The organism is Actinokineospora spheciospongiae, from assembly GCF_003182415.1.
GTDB classification, from domain to species: domain Bacteria; phylum Actinomycetota; class Actinomycetes; order Mycobacteriales; family Pseudonocardiaceae; genus Actinokineospora; species Actinokineospora spheciospongiae.
Map to the genome: position 1 here is coordinate 801,979 of NZ_QHCP01000001.1, position 21,811 is coordinate 823,789.

A 21,811-nucleotide genomic window follows, 5' to 3' on the forward strand; every position below is an offset into this window, starting at 1 on the left:
TTCGTCGTACCGCCTCGGTACCGTCTCGCCCGTCATCGCAGTGATCTCATCGGCAGTGATCGAATCGCAGGAGGAACCGTGGGCTGGCTCGACGCCGCGTCCGGCTACCAGGTGCGGCTCGGGGAGAGCGGGCGGGTCCAGTGCCGCAACGGCAAGGGAAAGCAGCTCTCCTCGGTGCCCGCGTCCATCCAGGACGACCCGCGGGTGGTGCGGTTGCGCCAGCTCGCGGAGTGGCTGTCCCGGCACGAGGCCGAGTGCCTGTCCGCAGTGGACGGCTGGATGGTCCGGTCGCTGCCGGTGCCCACCGCGGTGCTCCTCGAGGTGTGGGCCGACCCGGCGTGGGCGGGGGTGCTGCGCGACCTCGTGGTGAGCACCGGCGACGAGACCGGGTTCCTGCGCGACGCCGACCCCGGGCGCGGGCTGGGGGTGGTGACCCTCGACGGTGACACCGTGCGGGTGCGGCCGGAGGCCGTGTCCATCCCGCACCCGGTGCTGCTCGACGACCTCGACGAACTGCGCGAGTTCGGCGCCGAACTCGGTGTCGAGCAGAAGGCGCAGCAGTTGTTCCGGCAGACCTTCGCCAGGCCCGCCGCCTTCCCCGCTGGCAAGTCCGAGGTGGACGACTACTCCCGGGGCCGGTTCGAGCAGCTCAACCACGCGGTGGGCCGCTGCCGGACCCTGGGCTACCCGGTGCGCGGTGGCGAGGCGGTGTACTCGGCGTTCGAGGGCGGCCGGACCGTGGAGGCGCGGTTCTGGATCGGCTCGGACCACCCCGAGGGCGAGACCTGGACCGGTGGCCTGCGCTGGGCGCTGGACGACGGCACCGCCGTGCCGTTGGCCGAGGTCGGTGCGGTGGCCTGGTCGGAGGGGATGCGGATGGCGTCGGCGATCCACGCCGGTCGGGTCGTCGAGGAAGCGGTGGCGCGGTGAACACGTCGGAGAACACGTTGGACCCGCGCGTGGACGCGGCACTGCTGGCCGCGGGCGCCATCCTGCCCGGCACCTCCGCGGCCGGGCCGGACCGCGACACGGTCACCGCCCGCCGCTACACCCACCCCGCCCTCGACGACCGGGTCGTGGTCCGGCTGGTGCCCGAGGTCCTGGGCCGCGCCGAGGACCTGACCTGCGAGTACCTCGGGTTCGACGCCCCGGTGCGCGCCGAGGGCGTGGGGACCGGGCGGCGCAGCGCCCTCGGGTTCCCCGCCTGGGCGCTGGTCAACGACCCGGCCAACGCCCACCACGCGCTCAACCTGGTCAAGGACGTCGAGCGGCTGGCGCGCACCGCCAAGTCCAAGGCCAGCGCCGCCAAGGACGGCTTCACCGCGCTGGGCGACATGCTCGGCCGCTCCGCCCCGCACTTCCTGCCCACCTTCTACGAGCAGGCCGGGCGGATCTTCCTGGAGCACGCCAACCCGACCTACGCGGCCACCATGTTCGGCAAGGCCCGCGAGGCCGAGGAGGTGCACGACCTCGCCGTCGACCCCGAGCGCACCCGCGAGGTGTTCCTGGAGTTCGCCTTCGCGGGCGCGCTGACCGCCAAGGCGCTGTCCGCGCACGCCAAGGGCCTGGCCCGCAAGCACGACCCGGGCGCCGCGCACGAACTGTTCCTCACCCTCTGCGTCGAGCGCACCCGCGGCGGCCTGCCGCCCTACACCGGGATGCCCGAGGACCTGCGCAGGCTGGCCAGGGCCGCCGGGCGCGACGTCGCCGCCGAGGACGAGCGACTGCTGCGCGCGATCCTCGACAGCCCGGCGATCAAGGGCGCGGGGGCGGCGTTCTGGAAGTCCCACCGCGACACCCTGGTCGCGATGGCCACCGCCGACGCCCGCGTGCGCTCGCAGCTACTGGCGTTCGTGCCGTCCGCGGCGTCGACCCGGCCCACCCTGGACCTGTGGCTGGACCTGCTGTCGGCCTGCGGCGCCGACCGCGCGCTGGTCGAACCGGGAGCCGGGGCGGCGCCGACCCCGGCCGCGTGGCTGTCGACGGTGTTGGGCGTGCGCGGGTCCGGTTACGGGACCGGGTCCGGCCGGTCGGAGCGGCTGCTGGAGCTGATCACCGCCATGGCCGACCGGTTGGTCGCCGACGCCGAACCGGTCCGGGTCCTGCGCGGGTGGCGGCAGGGTGAACTGGACGTGCTGGACCTGATGGTGGCCCACGGCATCCCCATCGCCGAGGGGGACCGCGACACCCCGCGGCTGGACGTCGGCGGGTGGCTCGGCGACGACGGCCCCGGCCGCCGCGACCTGGTGGCGCTGGCGGGTGACCAGCGCTTCGTCGGGCCGCTGGGGGAGGGCTTCGTCCAGCACGCCCGGTCCGCCGCGCGCTCCGGGGCGGTCAGCCGCGAGGCGCTGCTGCCGGTGCTGGCGGTGCCCGGACTGCGCGCCGCCCTGCGGCACTGGCTCACCGCCCGCGCCGCCGAGACCGCGGCCACCGGCCTGCCCGGGCTGGCCGAGCGGTTGCAGGCGGTGGCCGTGCTGCGGCTGCCCGAGGCGTTCGCCGACGTCCCGGAGGCGGCCGAGGCGATCGCCGCCACCGACGTCGCCGCCGCGCTGCGCGCGACCCTGCGCGCCGGTCTGCTCGACGAACTGGGCTGGCCCGCGCTGGAGGACGCCGTCGCCCGGCTCACCGCCGCGTCGGCCGCCCAGAACGAGGGGGTCGTGGTGTGCGGCGAGGGCTGGCCCGCGCTGGTGCTGCGCCGCGGTGAGTCGTTCGTCGTGGTCGGCCCGGACGGGGTCCTCGCCGAGCACCTGTCCCGCATCCCGACCGAGCGCAGGCACCGGTGGGCGTTCGCCCCGACCGCCCTGTGGTGCGACGGTGTGCTGCTGGTGCGCTGGCAGACCGACGACGGCGAAAGCGCCTACTGGAGCGACGCCCCCGACCGGGTCTTCGACCCCGGCGAGCACACCGCCCACTACGGCCGGGACCTGCCCGCGCCGTCGATCGCCCTGACCGGCGGCGGGCGCGGCACGGGTGGTCGCGCGGTGCACCCCGGCGACACCCAGGTGTCCCGGGGCGGCCGGGTCTTCGGCGACGGCACCACCCTGTGGACCGACCGCTACTCCGACGGCGAGTGGCGCTGGGTCGAACTCGACCCGGCCACCGGCGAACGCGGTCGGGCCAGCCTGCCCCGGTTCATCGAGGACTTCGCCCTCGACGGGGCGGCCCTGCAACCGCAGTGGTGCGACCTGCGGCCCGTCGCCGCCGCCACCTCGATGAGCCCGCTCGGGGCCGCGGGCGGCCTGCACGGCTGGCGGGTGCGCCGCGAGGCAGACGGGTCCTGGACCGGTGAGGGCGTCGACGGCAGGCGCGCCCGCCTGACCGGGGGCCGGGAGGGACCGGCCGGGGTGCTGCGCCTGCCCGGCGGTGGTGAGGTGGTGCTCAGCAGGCGCCAGGGCCACCTGACCCTGCACGCCACCGACGGCAGTGCCCTGGGCGCCGTGTCCGCCTCGGACCGGCACCCGGCCTACGCCGCGGGCACCCCGTTCGTCGCACCCGTCGAGTGGTGGCACCTGCTCACCCCGCGCGACCCCGCCGGATCGGCGGCGCTGCGCGAGGTCGGCCGCGAGGCGGTCGAACGGGTCCTGGAGGCGGCACTGGCCGAACCCGCCGACGACGCCCGCCGCCCGGCGGACGAGGTGTTCGCCGACCTGGTCGCGGGCAAGCGCGGCGGGCTGGCCGGTGCGGTCGCCGACGCCCTGCCCGGCCTGACCCACCCCGCGCTGCTCGCCGGTGTCCTCGACGTCGTGCGGCGGGCGGCGGGCCTGCTGCGCGAGCACCGCGGCTACGCCCCGATCGCCGACGCGGCCCGCCGGGTCGACACCGCCCTGTTCGCCCCGGTCGGCCCCGTGGTCACCGAGGAGGACCTCAACGCGGCGCTGTCCTGGTTCGGCACCTACCGCTCCCACCGCGGCCACGGGTCCGTGCCGACGAACCTGCCCGACCTGCTCACCGCACTCGGTGAGACCGCCGCCGAGCCCACCCCGGCGGCCGGGGCGCTGCCGGAGTCGACCAGCCCGGACTGGTACGACGTGCTGCCCCACACCGCCGCCCTGGCCCACCGCGCCGCCTCCCCGTTCACCCCGGACGCCCAGCGCGAAGCCCTGGTGCTGTTCCTGCGGTCGGTCGCCGCGGCCGGTCTCGTCGACGGCACCGGGCACTGGCGCACCGTGGGCCTGCTGGTCCCGAACGGCTCACCGGACCCCAAGACCCGGGTCGTGCCGGTGGACGGCGGGTTCGTCGCCGTGTTCGAACAGCAGTGGCGCCACGACGCCGACAACCGGTTCGACGGCGTCCAGTACACCCGCACCCCCGGGGTGTTCGACCTGCCGCGCGGGTGGCGGGTCGAGGCCGCCGAGGAGATCCGCCCGTCGTTCGGGCCCGACCGGGTGGCCGCGTTCCTGACCGCGCTCGCCGAACGCGGCCCGGCGCCGTGGTTCCCCGAGGCGGTGCCCGCTCTGGTCGAGCGCACCGGCATGGGGATCGCCGAGGCTACGGTCCTGCTGGCCGGGATGCCCGGGGTGGACCGCTGGGACGCCCACTACCTCAGCACCGAGGAGCGCCGGGCGCTCGGCCTGTCGGCGGGCGCGGCCAAGGCGGCCAAGGAAACCCTCCGGCCGCTGACCGACTCCTTCCGCCGCGCGCTGCTGGCCGCCGCCGTGCCCGCCGACCCCGCCGACCTGTGGACCACCGGGCCGGACGTGGACGCCGTCGCCGAGGTGTGGACGGCGAAGTTCGGCCGCCGCACCCCGGTCCCCGACGACGTGCTGGTCGACGCGACGAAGCTGCTGCCGCTGCACAACAGCGGCGAGTACGTGACCGGCGTGCTCAACCCCGGGCTCACCCCGTGGCTGGCCGCCAGCCAGGGCGTGCGCGTGGACGAGCAGGGCGCCTCGGTCGTCGACAACCCGGGCGGGTTCGACCGGTCCACGCTGCGCGCCGTGCCGCAGGTGCTGCTCTGGCTCGCGCAGCGGCTGCCCGCCGGGTCCCCGCTGCGGGCCCGGCTGCCCGAGGCGCTGGACCTGGCCCGGCGGCGCGTCGCCGACCCCGGGTTCGCCGTCGAGCTGACCCACTGGGCGGACAACGACCAACTGCGGGCCCTGCTCGGCCTCGACGGGCCCGACGACGAGCTGTTCGGCACCCACCGCGGCTGGCTGGAGGTGGGCAGGTACCGCGACGAGCGCTCCAGGTTGGTCGTCCGGCCCGGCCTGATCGGTCCGCAGGACCGCGACCTGTTCACCGCCCTCGCCGAGGTCTGGTACTGCGGGGACCTGGTGACCGCCGCGGACCTGCTGGCCTCCGCCGGGCTGACCGCCGCCTGCGCCGCCACCGCGGCCGAGGGCACCGACCCGGCCGCGTACTTCCAGGACCCGGCGGTGTCCGCGCCGCACCTGGTAGCCGAGGTGGCGGGGAAGTTCGGGCTCGCCGAGGACGCCGCCGTGCTCTACCTGCAACTGCTCGCGCTACCCGACCCGACCGACGCCAACACCGCCCGGTGGACCGGGTGGAAGCCCGCCCGGCTGCGCAAGGCCCGCGCCGCGCTCGCCGAGACCGACCTGGTGCTCACCGCCAAGCGGGCCAGGGCCGGGCGGTCGCTGTTCCTGCCCGGCGGCTGGCTGCCGCTGAGCGCCCCGCACCTGCCACTGGAAACCTGGAAGGCCCCGATGTTCGGCATCACCGGCAAACCCGACTCGGCGATCGTCGCCCGCGAACCCGCCGCCGACCTGTTCACCCGCGCCTGGCGGCGCGTCCTCGACGGCGACGCCCCCGCCTACGAGGAGCTCAAGACCGGAGGCCGCCGGTGAACGCCCCCAGGCAGGTCGACCCGGCCGAGGACGCCCACCACGCGGAACTGGCGTTCCTCGCCGCCCACGACAGCGGCCCCCGACCGCCGGGTTGGCGGCTGACCCCGCGCGCGGTCGTCACCTTCGTCACCGGCAGCGGCGGCGACGCGCTGGCGCTGCCCGCGGGCGCCGAGGCCGACGGCTTGGCCGCGCGGATGGTGATCAGCCCGAAGTTCGTCGGCGAACGGGCCCTGGTCGAGCGGGCCGTGGTCACCCTCGCCGGGGAACGCGGGCTGCTGCTCGTCGGCGAGCCCGGCACCGCCAAGTCGATGCTGTCGGAACTGCTGGCCGCCGCCGTGTCCGGCACCAGCCAACTGGTCGTGCAGGGCACCGCGGGCACCACCGAGGACCAGTTGCGCTACGGCTGGAACTACGCGCTGCTGCTGGCCGAGGGACCCAGCCCGCGGGCGCTGGTCCCGTCCCCGGTGCTCACCGCCATGCGCGGCGGCGCGGTCGTACGGGTCGAGGAGGTCACCCGCTGCCTGCCGGAGGTGCAGGACGCGCTGGTGTCGATCCTGTCCGACCGGCGCATCGCGGTGCCCGAGCTGTCGGGCACCGACGGCGCCACCGTGCACGCCGCACCCGGCTTCACCGTCATCGCCACCGCCAACCTGCGCGACCGGGGCGTGTCGGAGATGTCGGCCGCGCTCAAGCGGCGCTTCAACTTCGAGGCGGTCGGCCCCATCGGCGACCTCGCCGCCGAGACGGCGCTGGTGCGCAGGCAGGCCACCGCCGCGCTGGAGCGGGTCAGCGCGCCGTTCGCGGTGGACGACGTGGTGCTGGAGGCGCTGGTCACCGCCTTCCGCGACCTGCGCAACGGCGTGTCGCAGGAGGGGTGGGCGGTCGAGCGGCCCTCCACCGTGATGAGCACCGCCGAGGCGGTGTCCGTGGCGGCCTCCCTCGGCCTGGCCGAGGCGTACTTCCCCGGCGACCGCGACCCGCTGTCGCTGCTGCCCGGGCACCTGCTCGGCGTCGTCCGCAAGGACGACCCCGGCGACGCCGCCCGGCTCCTGGGCTACTGGGACGGTGCGGTGCGTCGGCGCGCGGAGACCGGGGCGCGCACCTGGCGACGGCTGTGGGAGCTGCGCGATGTCCTCGACTCGTGAGGACGTCCTGGCGGCCGAGGCCGCCCGGCTGGCCGAGCACCGCGCCCCGCACCTGATCGGCGTGCGCCACCACTCGCCCGCCCTCGCCGCCGCCGTGCCCGCCCTGCTCGACGCCGCCGCGCCCGAGCTGCTGCTGGTGGAGCTGCCCGAGGAACTGGGGGAGTGGCTGCCGCACCTGGCCGACCCGGCGCTCACCGCACCGGTCGCCCTCTCCGGCGCCGCCCGCGACGGCAGCGGCCTGGCGTTCTACCCGTTCGCCGACTTCTCCCCCGAACTGGCCGCGCTCCGCTGGGCGCACCGCAACGGCGTCGAGGTCCGCCCGTGCGACCTGCCGCTGCACCTGCGCGGGCCGGGCCACCGGGCACCGGGGTGGGCGGCGAGCCCATTGACCGACGCGCTGCGGCGCACGGTGACCGGCCGCGACGGCGACGACCTGTGGGACCGGCTGGTCGAGGCCACCGCTCCCGGCCAGAGCCCCGAGGCCGTGCGCCGGGCGGCGCTGCTGGTCGGCTGGGCGATCCGCCGCGACGCCGAGGGCGCCGGGGTCGACCCGTTCGACCTGCGCCGCGAGGCCTGGATGCGCCGCGCCGTCGCGCGGGCGGACGGCAGGCGCTGCACCGCGGTCATCGGCTCCTTCCACGCCGCCGCCCTGCTGCACGGCCCCGGGCACGACGCCCCGGAGGACACCGGGGCAGGCCCGGAGGTCGTGACGTCGCTGGTGCCGTACGGGTTCGCGCTGCTCGACGAACGGTCCGGCTACCCGGCGGGCATCCGCGACCCGGAGTGGCAGCAGGCGGTGTTCGAGGCCGGTGGCGACCCGGCCGCGGTGGAGGCCGCCGCCGCGTCGGTCATCGTGCGGATGTGCGCCCGCATCAGGGAACTGGGCCACCCGGCAGGCCCCGGCGAGGCGCGGGAGGCGCTGCGGCTGGCGGTCGACCTGGCCCGGTTGCGCGGCCTGCCCGCCCCCGGGCGCGGCGAGGTCGTGGAGGCGGTCCAGACCGTGCTCACCCACGCCGAACCGCTGGGCCGGGGCCGGGTCGTGGCCCGCGCCGCCGGGGACGTGCTCGTCGGCCGCCGCACCGGACTGCTCGCCCCGACCACACCCCGCTCCGGCCTGGCGCCCGCGGTCGAGGCGCTGCTGGCGGACCTGCGGCTGCCCGGCCCCGGCAGCGGCAAACCCGCCGTGCTGCGGCTCGACCCGCTGCGCTCCCCGCTCGACAGCCGCCGCGAACTGGCGCTGCGCAGGCTCGCCGTCCTCGGCATCACCTACGCCGAGGAGACCGCCACCACCGGCGTCGGCGGCGGCGACGCGCTCACCACCCGCTGGACCGCCACCTGGACCCCGTCCACCGCCGCCACCCTGCCCGTCGCGGGCCTGTGGGGGGCGACGCTCCCGCTCGCCGCCCTCGGCAGGCTGCGCGCCCGCCGCGCCGCCCGCACCGAGCAGGGCGGCCACACCCCCGCCGACGTCCGCGCCGACCTGCTCGACGCCGCCGCCTGCGGCCTGCCCGACCTCGTCGACGACCTGCTGTCCGACGCCGCCACCGTCCTGCCCGCCGCGGGCACCCCGCACGACCTGCTGTCCTGCCTCGACCTGCTGGACCGACTGCGCGCGGGCCACCTCCCCGGCACCCCCGCCACGGTGCTCGACGCCCACCCCCGCCTCGCCCACGACCTGGAGACCGCGGCGGTCGCCCAACTCGACGGCCTCGCCGGGTCCGAGGACGTCGCCGACGCCCGCGCCCTGGTCGAACTCGGCCAGCGCCACCACACCCACGGCACCGGCCTGCGCCTGACCGCCACCCTCCGCCGCCTCGCCGACGAGGCCGCCCCCCTCATCGCGGGCGCCGCGGGTGCGACCCGCGTCCTGCTCGGCCTGAGCACCCCCCAGGCCCTGGGCGAACGCGTGGCGTCCTGGATCGACACCGCCACCACCCCACCCCGCCGCGACACCCTGCGCCGCGGCCTGACCGGTGTGCTCGCCGCCGCGGGCCCGCTGCTGGAAACCCCCGAGGCACTCGACCCCCTCCTGGAACGCGTGGAAAGCTTGGCGGACAAGGACTTCCTCGACCGCCTGCCCGCCCTGCGCGGCGCGTTCACCTCGATCGGCCCGGCCGCCCGCTCCCGCGTGCTGGCGGTGGTCGAACAGCGGACGGGAACGCGCGTCGACACCGCCACGGCACCGGACCCGGAACTGCTCGCGGTGTGGCTGGAAGCCGAACAGGCGGGCAGGCAGGCCCTCATCGAGCACGGCCTCACCGATTCAATGTCCACAGTGGACGATGTCGGTGGAATCGCCGTCCAGGAGCCCGCGACGAGTGACCACCCCGACGCCGACCTCCTGGCGCACGACGGGCCCGCGCCCGGCGGCGCGGCGGCGGGGGAACTGCCCGCCGGGTTGCGGTGGCAACTCCTGCTCGGGGCGCGCGGCCAACGACCCGCCGGAGCGGCCCGGTACGCGGCAGCGCTGGACGAGCTGTACGGGCACGACCGCGGCGAAGGCGCCGCCCGCGGAGACCTCGGGGCGGACCGCACCAACCCGTTCCCGGACGTCCGCGACTGGTCCGACGAACTCCGGGACCTGTTCGGCGACCACATCCGCGAGGAGGTCCTGGCCGCCTCAGCGGAGGGCGGCAGGCTGGAGGCGGCACTGGAGATCGACCCCGCGTCGGTGCGCCCCTCGGTCGAACTGCTGCGATCCGTGCTGTCCCTGGCGGGCGGCCTCTCGGAATCCGCACTGGCCCGCCTGCGCCCCCTGGTCGCCCGGCTGGTCCGGGAACTGACCGCGCAACTGGCCAACCGCATCCGACCCGCGCTCACCGGCATCCAACTGCCCACACCCACCCGCCGCCCCGGCGGTCGCCTGGACCTGCCCCGCACCCTCCGCGCCAACCTGACCACCGCCCGCCGCGGCACCGACGGCCGGGTGCGGGTCGTCCCCGAACGCCCGGTGTTCCGCACCAGGGGCCGCCGCTCCTCCGACTGGCGACTGGTCCTCGTGGTCGACGTGTCGGGCTCCATGGAGTCCTCCACGGTCTGGGCCGCGCTGACCGCGTCGGTGTTCGCCGGGGTACCCGCCCTATCCACGCACTTCCTGGCGTTCTCCACCGAAGTCCTCGACCTCACCGACCGGGTCACCGACCCGCTGTCCCTGCTGCTGGAGGTCCGCGTGGGCGGCGGCACCCACATCGCGGGCGCCCTGCGCCACGCCCGCTCCCTGGTCACCGTCCCCGAACGCACCATGGTCGTCCTCATCAGCGACTTCGAGGAGGGCGGCCCCCTCGGCTCCCTGATCGCCCAGGTCCGCGAACTCGTCACCGCGGGCGTCACCGTCCTCGGCTGCGCCAGCCTCGACGACACCGGCACCGCCCGCTACTCCACCTCGGTGGCAGGCCGCCTGGTGGCCGCCGGAATGCCGGTCGCCGCCCTCAGCCCCCAGGAACTGGCCCACTGGGTCGGGGAAAAGGTGCGCACATGACCCCACCCCCGATAGCCCCCACCGTCCTGGCCGACGTCCTCGACGAACTCCCACCCCGCCTCCGCAAACGGGTCGACGCCGCCCTCTCCCGCGCAGCCGAGTGGACGATCACCCACACCCCCGAGTCGGCCCGAGCCGAACTGGACCCCGACACCACCCTGGTCTGGGCCCTGCACTCCGGCATCCTCACCACCGCCACCGACCTCACCTGCACCTGCCTGCTCGCCCCCCGGTGCCTGCACCGCGGCATCGCCGTCGCCGCCGCCGACATCGCCGAACCCGCCCCGGACCCGGCCGCTCCTGGTCCTGATCCGGGAAACCCCGATCCGGCGCCCGGCGCGGGCACGCCGGACCCCGGGGAAGCGGCCACCACCGCTGCCGATCCAGGTGCGACCACTCCGGCAGACCCGAGTGACCCGTCGGCGGCAGCGGGCGGCCCGAGTGGATCGGTGGGAGCAGCGGGTGCGCCGGGTGGCCCGGTCACCAGGGCGGACGGGTCAGGTGGATCGACCACCCCGGCGGCAGGCCCGGATGACTCGCCCGCAGAGACGGGCGGGCGGAGTGGGTCGGCCACCGGGGCAACCGGGCCGGATGGAGTGGCCACCCCGGCAGCCGGAACGAGTGGTCCGGCTGCTGCGGGCGAGCCGGGTGGCTCGCCCGCAGCAGCGGGTGGGCGTGGTTCGGCTGCTGTGGTGGCCGGGTCGGGTGGTTCGGCCGCGACGGCGAGTGGGTCGGGTGAACCGACCGGCCCGGTGTCCGAGCCGGGTGGTGCGGATATCGCGGTGGGTGGGTCTGATGACTTGCCCGCAACGGCGGGCGGACGCAGCGGGTCGGCCGTTGCGGTGGCCGGGTCGGGTGGCTCGGCCGCAATGGTGGGTGGGCGCGGTGGATCGGCCGCTGTCGTGGCTGGGGCGGATGGATCGGCGACGGCAGCGGGTGGGCCGGGCGGGTCGGTTGACTCGGCCACCGGGTCGGGTGGATCGGCCGGGCTGGCGGCTGGGTCGGGTGGTGCGGCTGCTGCGGTGGGTGGGCCGGGTGGCTCGCAGGCGGCAGCGGGTGGGCAGAGCGGGTCGGCCGTTTTGGTGGCCGGATCGGGTGGATCGGCTGGGGCGGGTGGATCGACTGCGGCGGTGGCTGGGGCGGGTGGGGTGGCCACCGCTGCGGGGGCGGGTGTTGCGGTCGGTGGGGTTGGGGGGTCGGGTTCGGGTGGGCCGGGTGCCGGGGTGCCTGTGGCGGGTGGGGGCGGGGCCGAGGTCGTGGCTCCGGTCCGGGCTGCTGAGCGGGCGGCGGCGGGTGCGTTGTGGGCGGCCTGCGCCACCGTGTTGCGGTCCGGGGCGACCGGGAGTGGCGCCGTGGTGCGGGCTGAGGTGTTGCGGGCCGCGCACACCGCTCGTGTTGCCGGGTTGCACCGGGCTGCTGCCGGGGGGCTGCGGATCGCTGCCTCCCTTGCGGCTGGGCGGGCCGGGGACTCCGCGTTCGACCGGGAAGTGCTCGCCGCCGACCTCGTCGATCTCATGCTGGTGTGCCACGACCTGCGCACCGGGCACGGTGACCCGGCTGAGCTGCGGGGTACGGCCCGGCGCGAGTACCGGCCGATCGGTTCTCTGCGCCTGTACGGCCTCTGCACCGAGGCGGTTGTGGCGGCCACCGGTTACGGCGGTGTCGTCACCCACCTCGTGGACCAGGGGGGCACCCTGTGGACCATCCCGGCGATCACCCCCGGTGGTGCTGAACGGGTGCCCGCCGCCGCGAACGGTCCGGTGGCCGTTGGGGAGTCCGGTCTCACCCACCGCGGGTTGGGGCGGGCCGGGCTGTTGCTCTCCGGGGGGACCGCCTCGGCCGACCGCCGCCTCGGGGCGGGCAAGGCGGTCCGCGCCGTCGCCGCTTCCGGTGCCGCCTGGGACGCGCCGCCGCTGGCTGACCTGTGGGCGCAGCCCCTGGCCGATCAGGTGACCCGCGCCTTCGCCGCCGACACCCGCCCGGACGCGCACCGGCCCGCAGGCGCCGACCTGCTGTTCCTCGACGCCACCGTGCTCGGCGCGGCGGCGGGCGCCCTCCGCGTCAGCACCGGTGACGCGCACATCGACCTCGTCGCCGACGGTGGGCGGTCGCTGGACAACCTCCGCGTCCTCGCGGGCGCGGCGGGGCTGCGGCTCCGCGTCGTCGCCCGGCTCCTGCCCGACCGCCCCGCCACCGCCCTGGCCATCGCCGTGTCCGGCGCCCCGGAGCACCTGTCGCTCCCCGTTGACCACCACGGCCGCGTCGACCTGGGCCTCGACCACCTCCAACGCTCCCACGTGGTGCCCACCGAACCCCGCGACCTCCCCACCCACCCCGAGCCGACCCACCACACGTCGACCGGCTCCGAGGCCGCCCCCTGCGCATCGACCGATCCCGAGCACGCACGCCGCACATCGACCGAGCCCGGGCAGACCCATCGCACGCCGACCGACTTCGAGCTGTCCCACAGCAGTCCTGCCGATCCTGAGCAGGCCCACCGCAGTCCTGCCGATCCCGAGTCGACCCGTCGCATGGTGACCCACCGGACGCCAGCCCCGCTGCGCCCGCTCGAACTGCTCCTGCACCGGATCGCCCTCGGCGGTCGGGCCGTTGCCGCCACCTCCACCGCGGCCCGCGAGATCGCCGCGCTCACCGGCAACGGCCTCACCACCACCGCTTCCCTGTTGGCCGACATCGCCGCCACCGCCCGCGACCGGGAACGCGACGCCTTCGGCCGGGTCGTCCGGGACACCGGGGACGCCTTCCCGCTGGCCTGGCTGCGCGGGGGTCTGCACCTCCGCGAGGTCAACCGGGCACTGGCGCGCCGTGCTTGGCTGGCGGCCACCACCCCGCCCACCTGACCTCCACAGCCCACGAGCGCTGCGGCCCGCACGGTCCCGCACACCGCCGGACGCCTCGATCGCACTGCGGGGCGGTCGCGGAGTTGTGCGGGCTCATCGCCCACCGCGTGCAGTGCCCGGCGACCTCGTTCGACCGGGTGGTCGACCTGGTCGTGCTGGGCAACCCGGCAACGGCGGTCCTGGCGGTCGGTTGGGCGGGAGGCGATCCTCAGGGGACGACCGTGATCGAGCAGCACGGGCTCCCGCTCGGACCGGGCGCCGGGGTCGTCCCCGGGATCGGTGACATCTGCGGGGTCCGGGGCACCGGGCTGTTCTCCACGGTGGTCACCGGTTCCACGCTCGGCGCGGGTCCTGGCACCGCGGGCGGCACGGGTTCCGGGCGCATCAGGGCGAAGCTGGCGACCAGGACACCGACGACGGTGAAGGCCGAGGCGGTGATGGCCGCTGTCCGGCGGCGGCGCTGGATGCGGCGGCCGCGCTCGATGACGGCGGTCGGGTCGGCGGCCCCGGTGGGTCGGTAGTCCTGCTCCGCCTGGTCCAGGGCGGCGCGGATGTCGTCAGCGTGCATAGCTTTCCCTGCCTTCGGAGAGCCGGGCGCGCAGTGCGGCCAGCGCCTTCGAGGTCTGGCTCTTGACCGTACCCGGCGCGCAGCCGAGCGCGGCCGCCGTGTCGTTGACGTCGAGGTCCTGCCAGAAGCGCAGCACCAGCACCGCGCGCTGCCGCGGCGGCAGCGCGGAGATCAGGTCCCAGAGCACCACCCGGTCCTCCCGGTCCGGTTCCACCACCGGCGACTCGGGTGGTTCGTCCACACCGGACTCCCGACGCCACCAGGCCCGGCGGCGGTCGGTGAGGAACTCGCGCACCACGACCTTGCGCAGGTAGGAGTCCAGGTGTTCGTGCTCGTCCAGGCGCGACCAGGCCAGGTAGAGCTTGAGGAACGCGGCCTGCGTCAGGTCCTCGGCGCGGTGCCGGTCCCGGCAGAGCAGGTAGGCGGTCACGCGGACCGAGTCCACGTGCCGGTTGAAGCACGCGGTGAAGGCGGAGGTGTCCGTCGACGCCCCCGCGGCGGAGAACCGCACAGTGCAACGCCTTCCGGCCGGTCGGTGCGCACTCCCGGGCGGGCGCACCGATCCTGGCAGCAGTCGAGGTCAGCCCGCGGTGGTCATCGGGGCGGGGCTGGGGGCGGGCCGTCCCGGCGCGGGGGACGGGGTGACGGCCGGTGCGGGCGCCGGGCGGCCGGGCAGGGGGCTCACGACCGGCGCACCGGGAGCGGGCCGCGGGGTCACGTCCGGCTGCTCGGGCACGGGCCGGGGGGTCACGCTGGGCTGCCCGGGCGCGGGGTGCGGGGAGGGCAGGGGCGAGAGTTCCGGCCCGCCCGGGGTAGGCAGCGGGGCCGGGCTGGGCTGGGGGACCGGGCTGGGCTGGGGGGACAGGCCCGGCGACGGCTGGGGGGACACCGCGGGCGGGGAGGTCTCCACCCCGGGCTGGGGCTGGGCCGGTCCGGTCACGGCCGACGCCAGGATGGGGACGCCCGCCACCGCCGCGCCGGTCGCCAGGACCCCGCCGACGATCATCATTCGAACTCGCACACGTGCTCCAGGTCTCCGGGAGCACCGCCTCGTGCGGTGCTCTCACCGGTAACCCACGCGGTGCGGTCGTCGGGTGGTTGCCCCGGTCGGGGCAGAATCCGGGCGGGAACACCTCGGCGGGTGCCCCGGGTGGTCAGTCGAGGCCCATCGAGCGGCGGATCTCGGCCAGCTTGGCCCGGCCCGCCTCGTCCCGCTCGGCCAGCTTCTTGTCCAGGGACTCCACGTCCGGGCCGGTGCCGCCCAGGCCCGCGAGGTCGACCGAGCCGGTGGCGGTGTGCACGCGGTTCTCGATCCGGTCGCGGACGTAGTCGAAGCTGGGCACCCCGTCCGCGGAGTAGTCCGACGGCGGCAGCACCGGCTCGACCAAGGCCGGGGCGGGGGACTTCTCCTCCACCACCTCGGCGTCCACCACGTTCTCCTCGTCGTTCCCGGCCGTGCCCATCGCCTGCTCCATCCGTTCGACCGTGCGCTCACCCGACCATAGCCCGACCCGGCCACCGCCTGATCGCCCGCTGACGGGCCGCTGAACACACCCCTGCCCCCGCCGGTCGACGGCACCGTGCGGTTCTAGCAGGTTTGTGTCAGACCTGGTGCGAAACGCAAGCGATATGGGGTATGTAGGGGCCTCTTGTTGTAGGGTTCCCACAACTCAGCGGCCTCGTCCTGCGCGATGCGGACATTGGTGTACCGGCCGGTAATCGGACAGGGTATGGACCCAGGTGCAGGCGACGATCCGAGACCCGGACGTCACCTTCTGCGTGTGGGTACTTGGGAGGCTCAGCCGGTGTTCAGTCGTGTCGCCATTGTCAACCGTGGAGAGGCCGCGATGCGGCTCATCCACGCGGTCCGGGACCTTTCGGCCGAAACCGGGACGCGGATCGAGACGGTCGCCCTCTACACCGACGCGGACCGGGGGGCCACGTTCGTGCGGGAGGCCGACGTCGCCCACCCGCTGGGCCCCGCCTCGGCCCGGCCCTACCTGGACCTCGCCGTGCTGGAGCGGGCGCTGGTGGACACCGGCGCCGACGCCGCCTGGGTGGGCTGGGGGTTCGTCGCGGAGGACCCGGCGTTCGCGGAGCTGTGCGAGCGGATCGGGGTCACCTTCGTCGGCCCGAGCCCGGAGGCCATGCGCAAGCTCGGCGACAAGATCGGCGCCAAGCTGATCGCCGAGGAGGTCGGCGTCCCGGTGGCGCCGTGGAGCCGCGGCGAGGTCGCCACCCTCGAGGACGCGCTGCGCGCGGGCGAGGAGATCGGTTACCCGCTGATGCTCAAGGCCACCGCGGGCGGCGGCGGGCGCGGCATCCGCATGGTCGCCTCGGGGGAGGACCTGGCCGAGGCCTACGAGCGCACCAGCCAGGAGGCGCTGCGCGCCTTCGGCTCCGGTGTCGTGTTCCTGGAGCGCCTGGTCACCGGCGCCCGGCACGTCGAGGTGCAGGTCATCGCGGACGGGCAGGGCACCGCGTGGGCGCTGGGCGTGCGCGACTGCTCGGTGCAGCGGCGCAACCAGAAGGTCATCGAGGAGTCCGCCTCCCCGGTGCTGTCCCCGGAGCAGACCGCCGAGCTGAAGGCGTCGGCCGAGCGGCTGGCGGTGGCGGTGGGCTACCGCGGCGCCTGCACCGTGGAGTTCCTGTACCACCCCGGCGACAAGCTGTTCGCCTTCCTGGAGGTCAACACCCGGCTCCAGGTCGAGCACCCGATCACCGAGATCACCACCGGCACCGACCTGGTCCGCCTGCAACTGCACGTGGCGGCGGGCGGCAGGCTGGAGGGCCCGCAGCCGGTCGAGTCCGGGCACGCCGTGGAGGCCCGGCTCAACGCCGAGGACCCCGACCGCGACTTCGCCCCCGCCCCCGGCCGCATCGCGCGCTTGGTGCTGCCCGTGGGCCCCGGCATCCGCGTCGACACCGGGGTCAGCGAGCGCGACACCATCCCGGCCGACTTCGACTCGATGATCGCCAAGATCATCGCCTACGGCACCGACCGCGAGCAGGCGCTGGGCAGGCTGCGCCGCGCGATGGCCGAGACCACGGTGATCATCGAGGGCGGTGCCACCAACAAGAGCTTCGTGCTCGACCTGCTCGACCAGCCCGAGGTGATCGACGCCGGCGCCGACACCGGCTGGATCGACCGGGTGCGCGCCGAGGGCCGCCTGGTCAACCACCGGCACTCCGCGATCGCCCTGGCCGTCGCCGCGATCGAGGCCTACCAGGACGAGGAGGAGGTCAGCCGCAGGCGGCTGCTGTCCACCGCGTTCGGCGGGCGCCCGCAGGTGCAGCACGAGAGCGGCCGACCGCTGGACCTCAAGCTGCGCGGGGCCGCCTACCGGGTCAGCGTGTCCCGGGCCGGTCAGCAGCGCTTCCGCGTCGGGGTGTCCGGCGGCGGGGACGCGCACCCGGCGGACGTCGAGGTGCGGCGGTTCGACGCGCACAGCGGCCAGATCGTGGTCAACGGCCACCGCTTCCGGGTGGTGTCGGCCACGCACGGCCCGATCCACCTGGTCGAGGTCGACGGCGTCACCCACCGGATCAGCCGCGACGAGGGTGGTGTCGTCCGCTCGCCCGCGCCCGCGCTGGTCGTGGCCACGCCGCTGGCCGTCGGCGACGAGGTCGACTCCGGGGCGCCGATCCTGGTGCTGGAGAGCATGAAGATGGAGACGGTGCTGCGCGCGCCGTTCCGCGCCAGGGTCCGCGAGTGCCCGGTGTCGGTGGGCAGCCAGGTGGAGACCGGCGCCCCGCTGATGCGCCTGGAACCCCTCGCCGACGAGGGTGCCGAGGCGGAGGCCGCGGGCGAGGTCGTCGAGATCGACCTGCCCGCCGAGCCCGCGGCGCTGTCCGCGGCGGAGCGGGCCGAGCGGGGCCTGCACGACCTGCGCGGCCTGCTGCTGGGCTTCGACGTGGACCCGCACGACCGCGAGCGCGTGCTGTCGGGCTACCTGGCCGCGCGGGCCGAACTCGGCGGCAGGCCGCTGCCGGGCGAGGTCGACCTGCTGACCGTGTTCGCCGACCTGTCCGAGCTGAGCCGCAACAAGCACGGCGGCGAGGTCGAACTGGAACCGGGCAACCCGGTGCACAGCCCGCGCGAGCACTTCCACACCTACCTGCAGAGCCTCGACGTGGAGCGGGCGGGCCTGACCGAGGGCTTCCAGGCCAAGCTCAAGCGGGTGCTGGAGCACTACGGCGTCGTCGACCTCGACCGCACGCCCGAGCTGGAGGAGGCGGTCTTCCGCATCTTCCTGGCGTTGCAGCGGATGACCACCGACGTCACGGTCGTCTCGGAGCTGCTGCGCCAGTGGCTGGCCGGGTCGCCGCCGCTGGAGTCGCTGAGCGAGCGCGCGGGCCTCGCCCTGGAGCACGTCGTCGAAGCCACCCAGGTGCGGTCCCCGGCGGTGTCGGACCTGGCCCGCGGCGTGGTGTTCCGCTGGTTCGCCCAGCCGCTGCTGCGCCGCAACCGGGCGACGGTCTACGCCGCGGTGCGCGACCAGCTTCGCCACCTCGACCGCAACCCCGACGCCCCGGACCGCGCCGAGCGCATCCAGAAGATGGTGGCTGGCCCGCAGCCGCTGGTCCGCATCCTCGGCCAGCGCATCGGCCGCCCCGGTCACGACCACGCCCCGCTGCTGGAGGTGCTGACCCGCCGCTACTACGGCAACCGCAACCTCTCCGAGGTCACCGTGCACGAGGAGGGCGGCTGCAAGCTGCTCAGCGCCGCGCACACCCGGGAGAGCGGGGTGACCCGCCTGGTCACCACCGCCGTGGACATCACCGGCGCGGCCGAGGCGCTGGCCGCGCTGCGCGCCTTCGGGGCGCGGGCGGGCGGTGGCGGGGTGGTCGCCGACCTCTACCTGACCTGGGAGTCGCAGCCCGACGAGGAGGGCATGGCGGTGCGGCTGCGCGAGCTGCTCGTCGAACACCTCACCGAGGGCGTCCGCCGGATCACCACCACCGTCGCCGGGGCCAGCGGCGCGGTGATGCACCACCACTTCAGCTTCCGGCCCGACGGCGCGGGCGGCTTCACCGAGGACCGGCTCATCCGCGGCCTGCACCCGCAGATCGCCCGCCGCCTGCAGTTGCAGCGGCTCAGCGAGTTCGACCTGACCCGGCTGCCCTCCTCCGACGAGGAGATCTACCTCTACCAGGGCGTGGCCCGCAGCAACCCGGCCGACGAGCGGCTGTTCGCCCTCGGCCAGGTCCGCGACATGGCGCCGCTGCGCGAGACCGACGGCAGGCTGGTGTCGCTGCCCGCGGTGGAGGACGTGTTCACCGGCTGCCTCGACGCGATCCGCACCGCGCGGGCCCGCCGCGCGCAGAACAAGCGGTACGACACCAACCGGATCATGATCTACATCTGGCCGCAGACCCGGCTGACCGCCGAGGAGATCGACACGGTGGTCCAGCGCATCCTGCCGATCACGGTGGGCGCCGGGCTGGAGGAGGTGCAGTTCGTCGTCCGCACCCGCACCGAGGCGGGCCGCTCCGCCGAGATCGCCGCGCGGATCACCCTCAACGCCTCCGGCGGCTACCGGCTGCACGTCGGCGACACCACCGACGAGCTGGTGCGGCCGCTGGACGACTACCGGTTGAAGGTGCTGCGCGCGGCCCAGCGCGGCAACACCTACCCCTACGAGCTGACCGGCCTGCTCTCCGGGCCCGACGGCGGCTTCACCGAGCACGACCTCGACGACAGCGGTGCCCTGGTGCCGGTCGACCGGCCCGCGGGGAAGAACACCGCGGCGATCGTGGCGGGCGTGGTGACCACCCCGACCGCGCGCCACCCCGAGGGTGTGACGCGGGTGGTGCTGCTCGGCGACCCGACCAGGGCGCTGGGCGCGCTGTCGGAGCCGGAGTGCTCGCGGGTGATCGCCGCGCTCGACCTGGCCGAGCGGATGCGGGTGCCGCTGGAGTGGTTCGCGCTGTCGGCGGGCGCGCGCATCTCCATGTCGTCGGGCACCGAGAACATGGACTGGATCGCGGCGGCGCTCAAGCGGATCGTCACCTTCACCCAGGGCGGCGGTGAGATCAACATCGTGGTCGCGGGCATCGCCGTCGGCGCCCAGCCGTACTGGAACGCCGAGGCGACGATGCTCATGCACACCAAGGGCGTGCTGGTCATGACGCCGGACTCGGCCATGGTGCTCACCGGCAAGCAGTCGCTGGACTTCTCCGGTGGCGTGTCGGCCGAGGACAACTTCGGCATCGGCGGCTACGACCGGGTGATGGGCCCCAACGGCCAGGCGCAGTACTGGGCGCCGAACCTGCCCGCCGCCCGCGAGGTGCTGATGGCGCACTACGACCACACCTACGTGGTCCCCGGTGAGGCGGCGCCGCGCCGGGCGGAGACCAGCGACCCGGTCACCCGCGACGTGTCCTCGTTCCCACACGCGGTCGTCGGCAGCGACTTCACCACCGTCGGCGAGATCTTCTCCGCGGCGCACAACCCCGACCGCAAGAAGCCGTTCGACATCCGCACGGTGATGCGCGCCCTGTCCGACCAGGACCACCCGGTGCTGGAGCGCTGGGCTGGCATGGCCGACGCGGGCACCTCCGCGGTGCAGGACGTGCACATCGGCGGCTGGCCGGTCTGCCTGGTCGGCATCGAATCCCGCTCGATCCCGCGCCGCGGCTTCCCGCCCACCGACGGCCCGGACACCTACACCGCGGGCACGCTGTTCCCCAGGTCGTCGAAGAAGACCGCGCGGGCGATCAACGCGGCGTCGGGCAACCGGCCGCTGGTGGTGCTGGCGAACCTGTCCGGGTTCGACGGTTCCCCGGAGTCGATGCGCAAGCTGCAACTGGAGTACGGCGCCGAGATCGGCCGGGCCATCGTCAACTTCGACGGCCCGATCGTCTTCTGCGTCATCTCCCGCTACCACGGCGGCGCGTTCGTGGTGTTCTCCAAGGCGCTCAACCCGAACATGACCGTCCTGGCGCTGGAGGGCTCCTTCGCCTCGGTCCTCGGCGGCGCCCCGGCCGCGGCCGTGGTGTTCTCCGGCGAGGTGAACAACCGCACCGCCACCGACCCGAGGGTGACCGACCTGCAGGCCAGGGTCACCGCCGCGGGCGGCGCGGAGCGGGCGGCGCTCACCCTCGAACTCGCCGAGGTGCGGTCCGCGGTGCGGGCGGAGAAGCTGGGTGAGGTGGCGGCGGAGTTCGACCGGGTGCACAGCATCCAGCGCGCGGTCGAGGTCGGCTCGGTGGACGCCATCATCAGCGCCGCCGAACTGCGGCCCCGCATCATCGAGGCCATCGAACACGGCATGAAGCACTGACACCACGCGGAACCGGCCGCCGCCCGAACGGGCGGCGGCCGGGTGTCACTCCGTGCGGATGGCGAACCGCATGGCCACGGTGGTGCCCGCGCCGACGCGGATGTCCACGGTGGCGGCCAGCGCGCGCATGATGCCGACCCCGCGCCCCCGGTGCAGGGTGGCCTCGGGGGTGGGTTCGCGCCACCGCCCGTGGTCGGAGACGGTGATGACCAGTGCGGCGGTCGGGGCGGCGAGGTGGGCGGTGACGGTGACGCTGCCCGGGGGCAGGTCCCGGTAGCCGTGCTCGACGCTGTTGGCCACCGCCTCGTCGACGACCAGCAGGACGTCGGTCACCAGTCCGGCCGGGACGACCTGCGCGCCCAGCCAGGCCCCCAGCGTCCGCCGGATCACGGCGAGTTCGGTGCTGATCGCCGGAACGGCCAGCACGAGGCGGTGCGCACCGGTGGCGTCACCGGCCGCCTGCGCCGGGTCCACCGCGCCGATGGGCGCGCGACCCCGTGCCACCTCCCGACGCGGGTTCACAGCGGGACTGGGTCGGACGGCGCGGGCTCCCCGGTGGGCGCCTGCGCGGGCGGTGACGAGTTCATCTTGGCTGCATACCCCACAGCGCCGTGCCCAACCGTCGAGTTCGCCCGCCCGGGGCGGGGTGCACCTGGCACCGGTGGCGCGGAA

General features: G+C 75.4%; 11 protein-coding genes. 6 read left to right on the top strand and 5 right to left on the bottom strand.

The annotated features are described in order from the left end of the window. The first annotated feature begins 78 nt into the window (after nucleotides 1-78). From DFQ13_RS03265 to DFQ13_RS33555, 5 genes are all read left to right on the top strand, one after another. Entirely contained in the window at nucleotides 79-930 is an 852-nt protein-coding gene (locus DFQ13_RS03265; protein WP_110078725.1) for a DUF4132 domain-containing protein, read from the top strand. Next, nucleotides 927-5,801 (top strand): hypothetical protein, encoded by a 4,875-nt coding sequence (locus DFQ13_RS33550; RefSeq protein ID WP_233438240.1) that lies wholly within the window; start codon nucleotides 927-929, stop codon nucleotides 5,799-5,801. The genes DFQ13_RS03265 and DFQ13_RS33550 overlap by 4 nt, the downstream gene beginning before the upstream one ends. Continuing rightward, entirely contained in the window at nucleotides 5,798-6,946 is a 1,149-nt protein-coding gene (locus tag DFQ13_RS03275; RefSeq protein WP_110078726.1) for an ATP-binding protein, read from the top strand. The genes DFQ13_RS33550 and DFQ13_RS03275 overlap by 4 nt, the downstream gene beginning before the upstream one ends. Then, on the top strand, nucleotides 6,930-10,424 hold the full coding sequence (locus tag DFQ13_RS03280) for a DUF5682 family protein (RefSeq protein WP_110078727.1): 3,495 nt from the start codon (nucleotides 6,930-6,932) through the stop codon (nucleotides 10,422-10,424). Before DFQ13_RS03275 ends, DFQ13_RS03280 begins: the two co-directional genes overlap by 17 nt. Nucleotides 10,425-11,776: 1,352 nt before the next feature. Then, nucleotides 11,777-13,285, top strand: a complete 1,509-nt coding sequence (locus DFQ13_RS33555; protein ID WP_181399812.1) for a hypothetical protein — start codon at nucleotides 11,777-11,779, stop codon at nucleotides 13,283-13,285. A 208-nt stretch (nucleotides 13,286-13,493) separates the two neighbouring features. On the opposite strand, the gene DFQ13_RS33560 is transcribed toward DFQ13_RS33555, so the two are convergent. The 4 genes from DFQ13_RS33560 to DFQ13_RS03315 all read right to left on the bottom strand — a co-directional run bounded on the left by DFQ13_RS33560 (nucleotide 13,494) and on the right by DFQ13_RS03315 (nucleotide 15,328). Next, complete coding sequence (locus DFQ13_RS33560) at nucleotides 13,494-13,853, bottom strand: hypothetical protein (RefSeq protein ID WP_181399813.1); 360 nt, start codon at nucleotides 13,851-13,853, stop codon at nucleotides 13,494-13,496. Then, entirely contained in the window at nucleotides 13,843-14,364 is a 522-nt protein-coding gene (locus tag DFQ13_RS03305) for an RNA polymerase sigma factor (protein ID WP_035290339.1), read from the bottom strand. Before DFQ13_RS03305 ends, DFQ13_RS33560 begins: the two co-directional genes overlap by 11 nt. 69 nt (nucleotides 14,365-14,433) lie before the next feature. Continuing rightward, entirely contained in the window at nucleotides 14,434-14,874 is a 441-nt protein-coding gene (locus tag DFQ13_RS35480) for a hypothetical protein (RefSeq protein ID WP_146241069.1), read from the bottom strand. A gap of 133 nt (nucleotides 14,875-15,007) precedes the next feature. Next, nucleotides 15,008-15,328, bottom strand: a complete 321-nt coding sequence (locus DFQ13_RS03315; RefSeq protein ID WP_233427925.1) for a hypothetical protein — start codon at nucleotides 15,326-15,328, stop codon at nucleotides 15,008-15,010. Nucleotides 15,329-15,658: 330 nt separating this feature from the next. On the opposite strand from DFQ13_RS03315, the gene DFQ13_RS03320 reads away from it, so the two are divergent. Further along, a complete protein-coding gene (locus DFQ13_RS03320; protein WP_110078731.1) occupies nucleotides 15,659-21,139 on the top strand; it encodes an ATP-binding protein in 5,481 nt (1,826 codons plus the stop codon). 45 nt (nucleotides 21,140-21,184) lie between these two features. On the opposite strand, the gene DFQ13_RS33565 is transcribed toward DFQ13_RS03320, so the two are convergent. Beyond that, entirely contained in the window at nucleotides 21,185-21,643 is a 459-nt protein-coding gene (locus DFQ13_RS33565) for an ATP-binding protein (protein ID WP_181399814.1), read from the bottom strand. Nucleotides 21,644-21,811 lie beyond the last annotated feature (168 nt).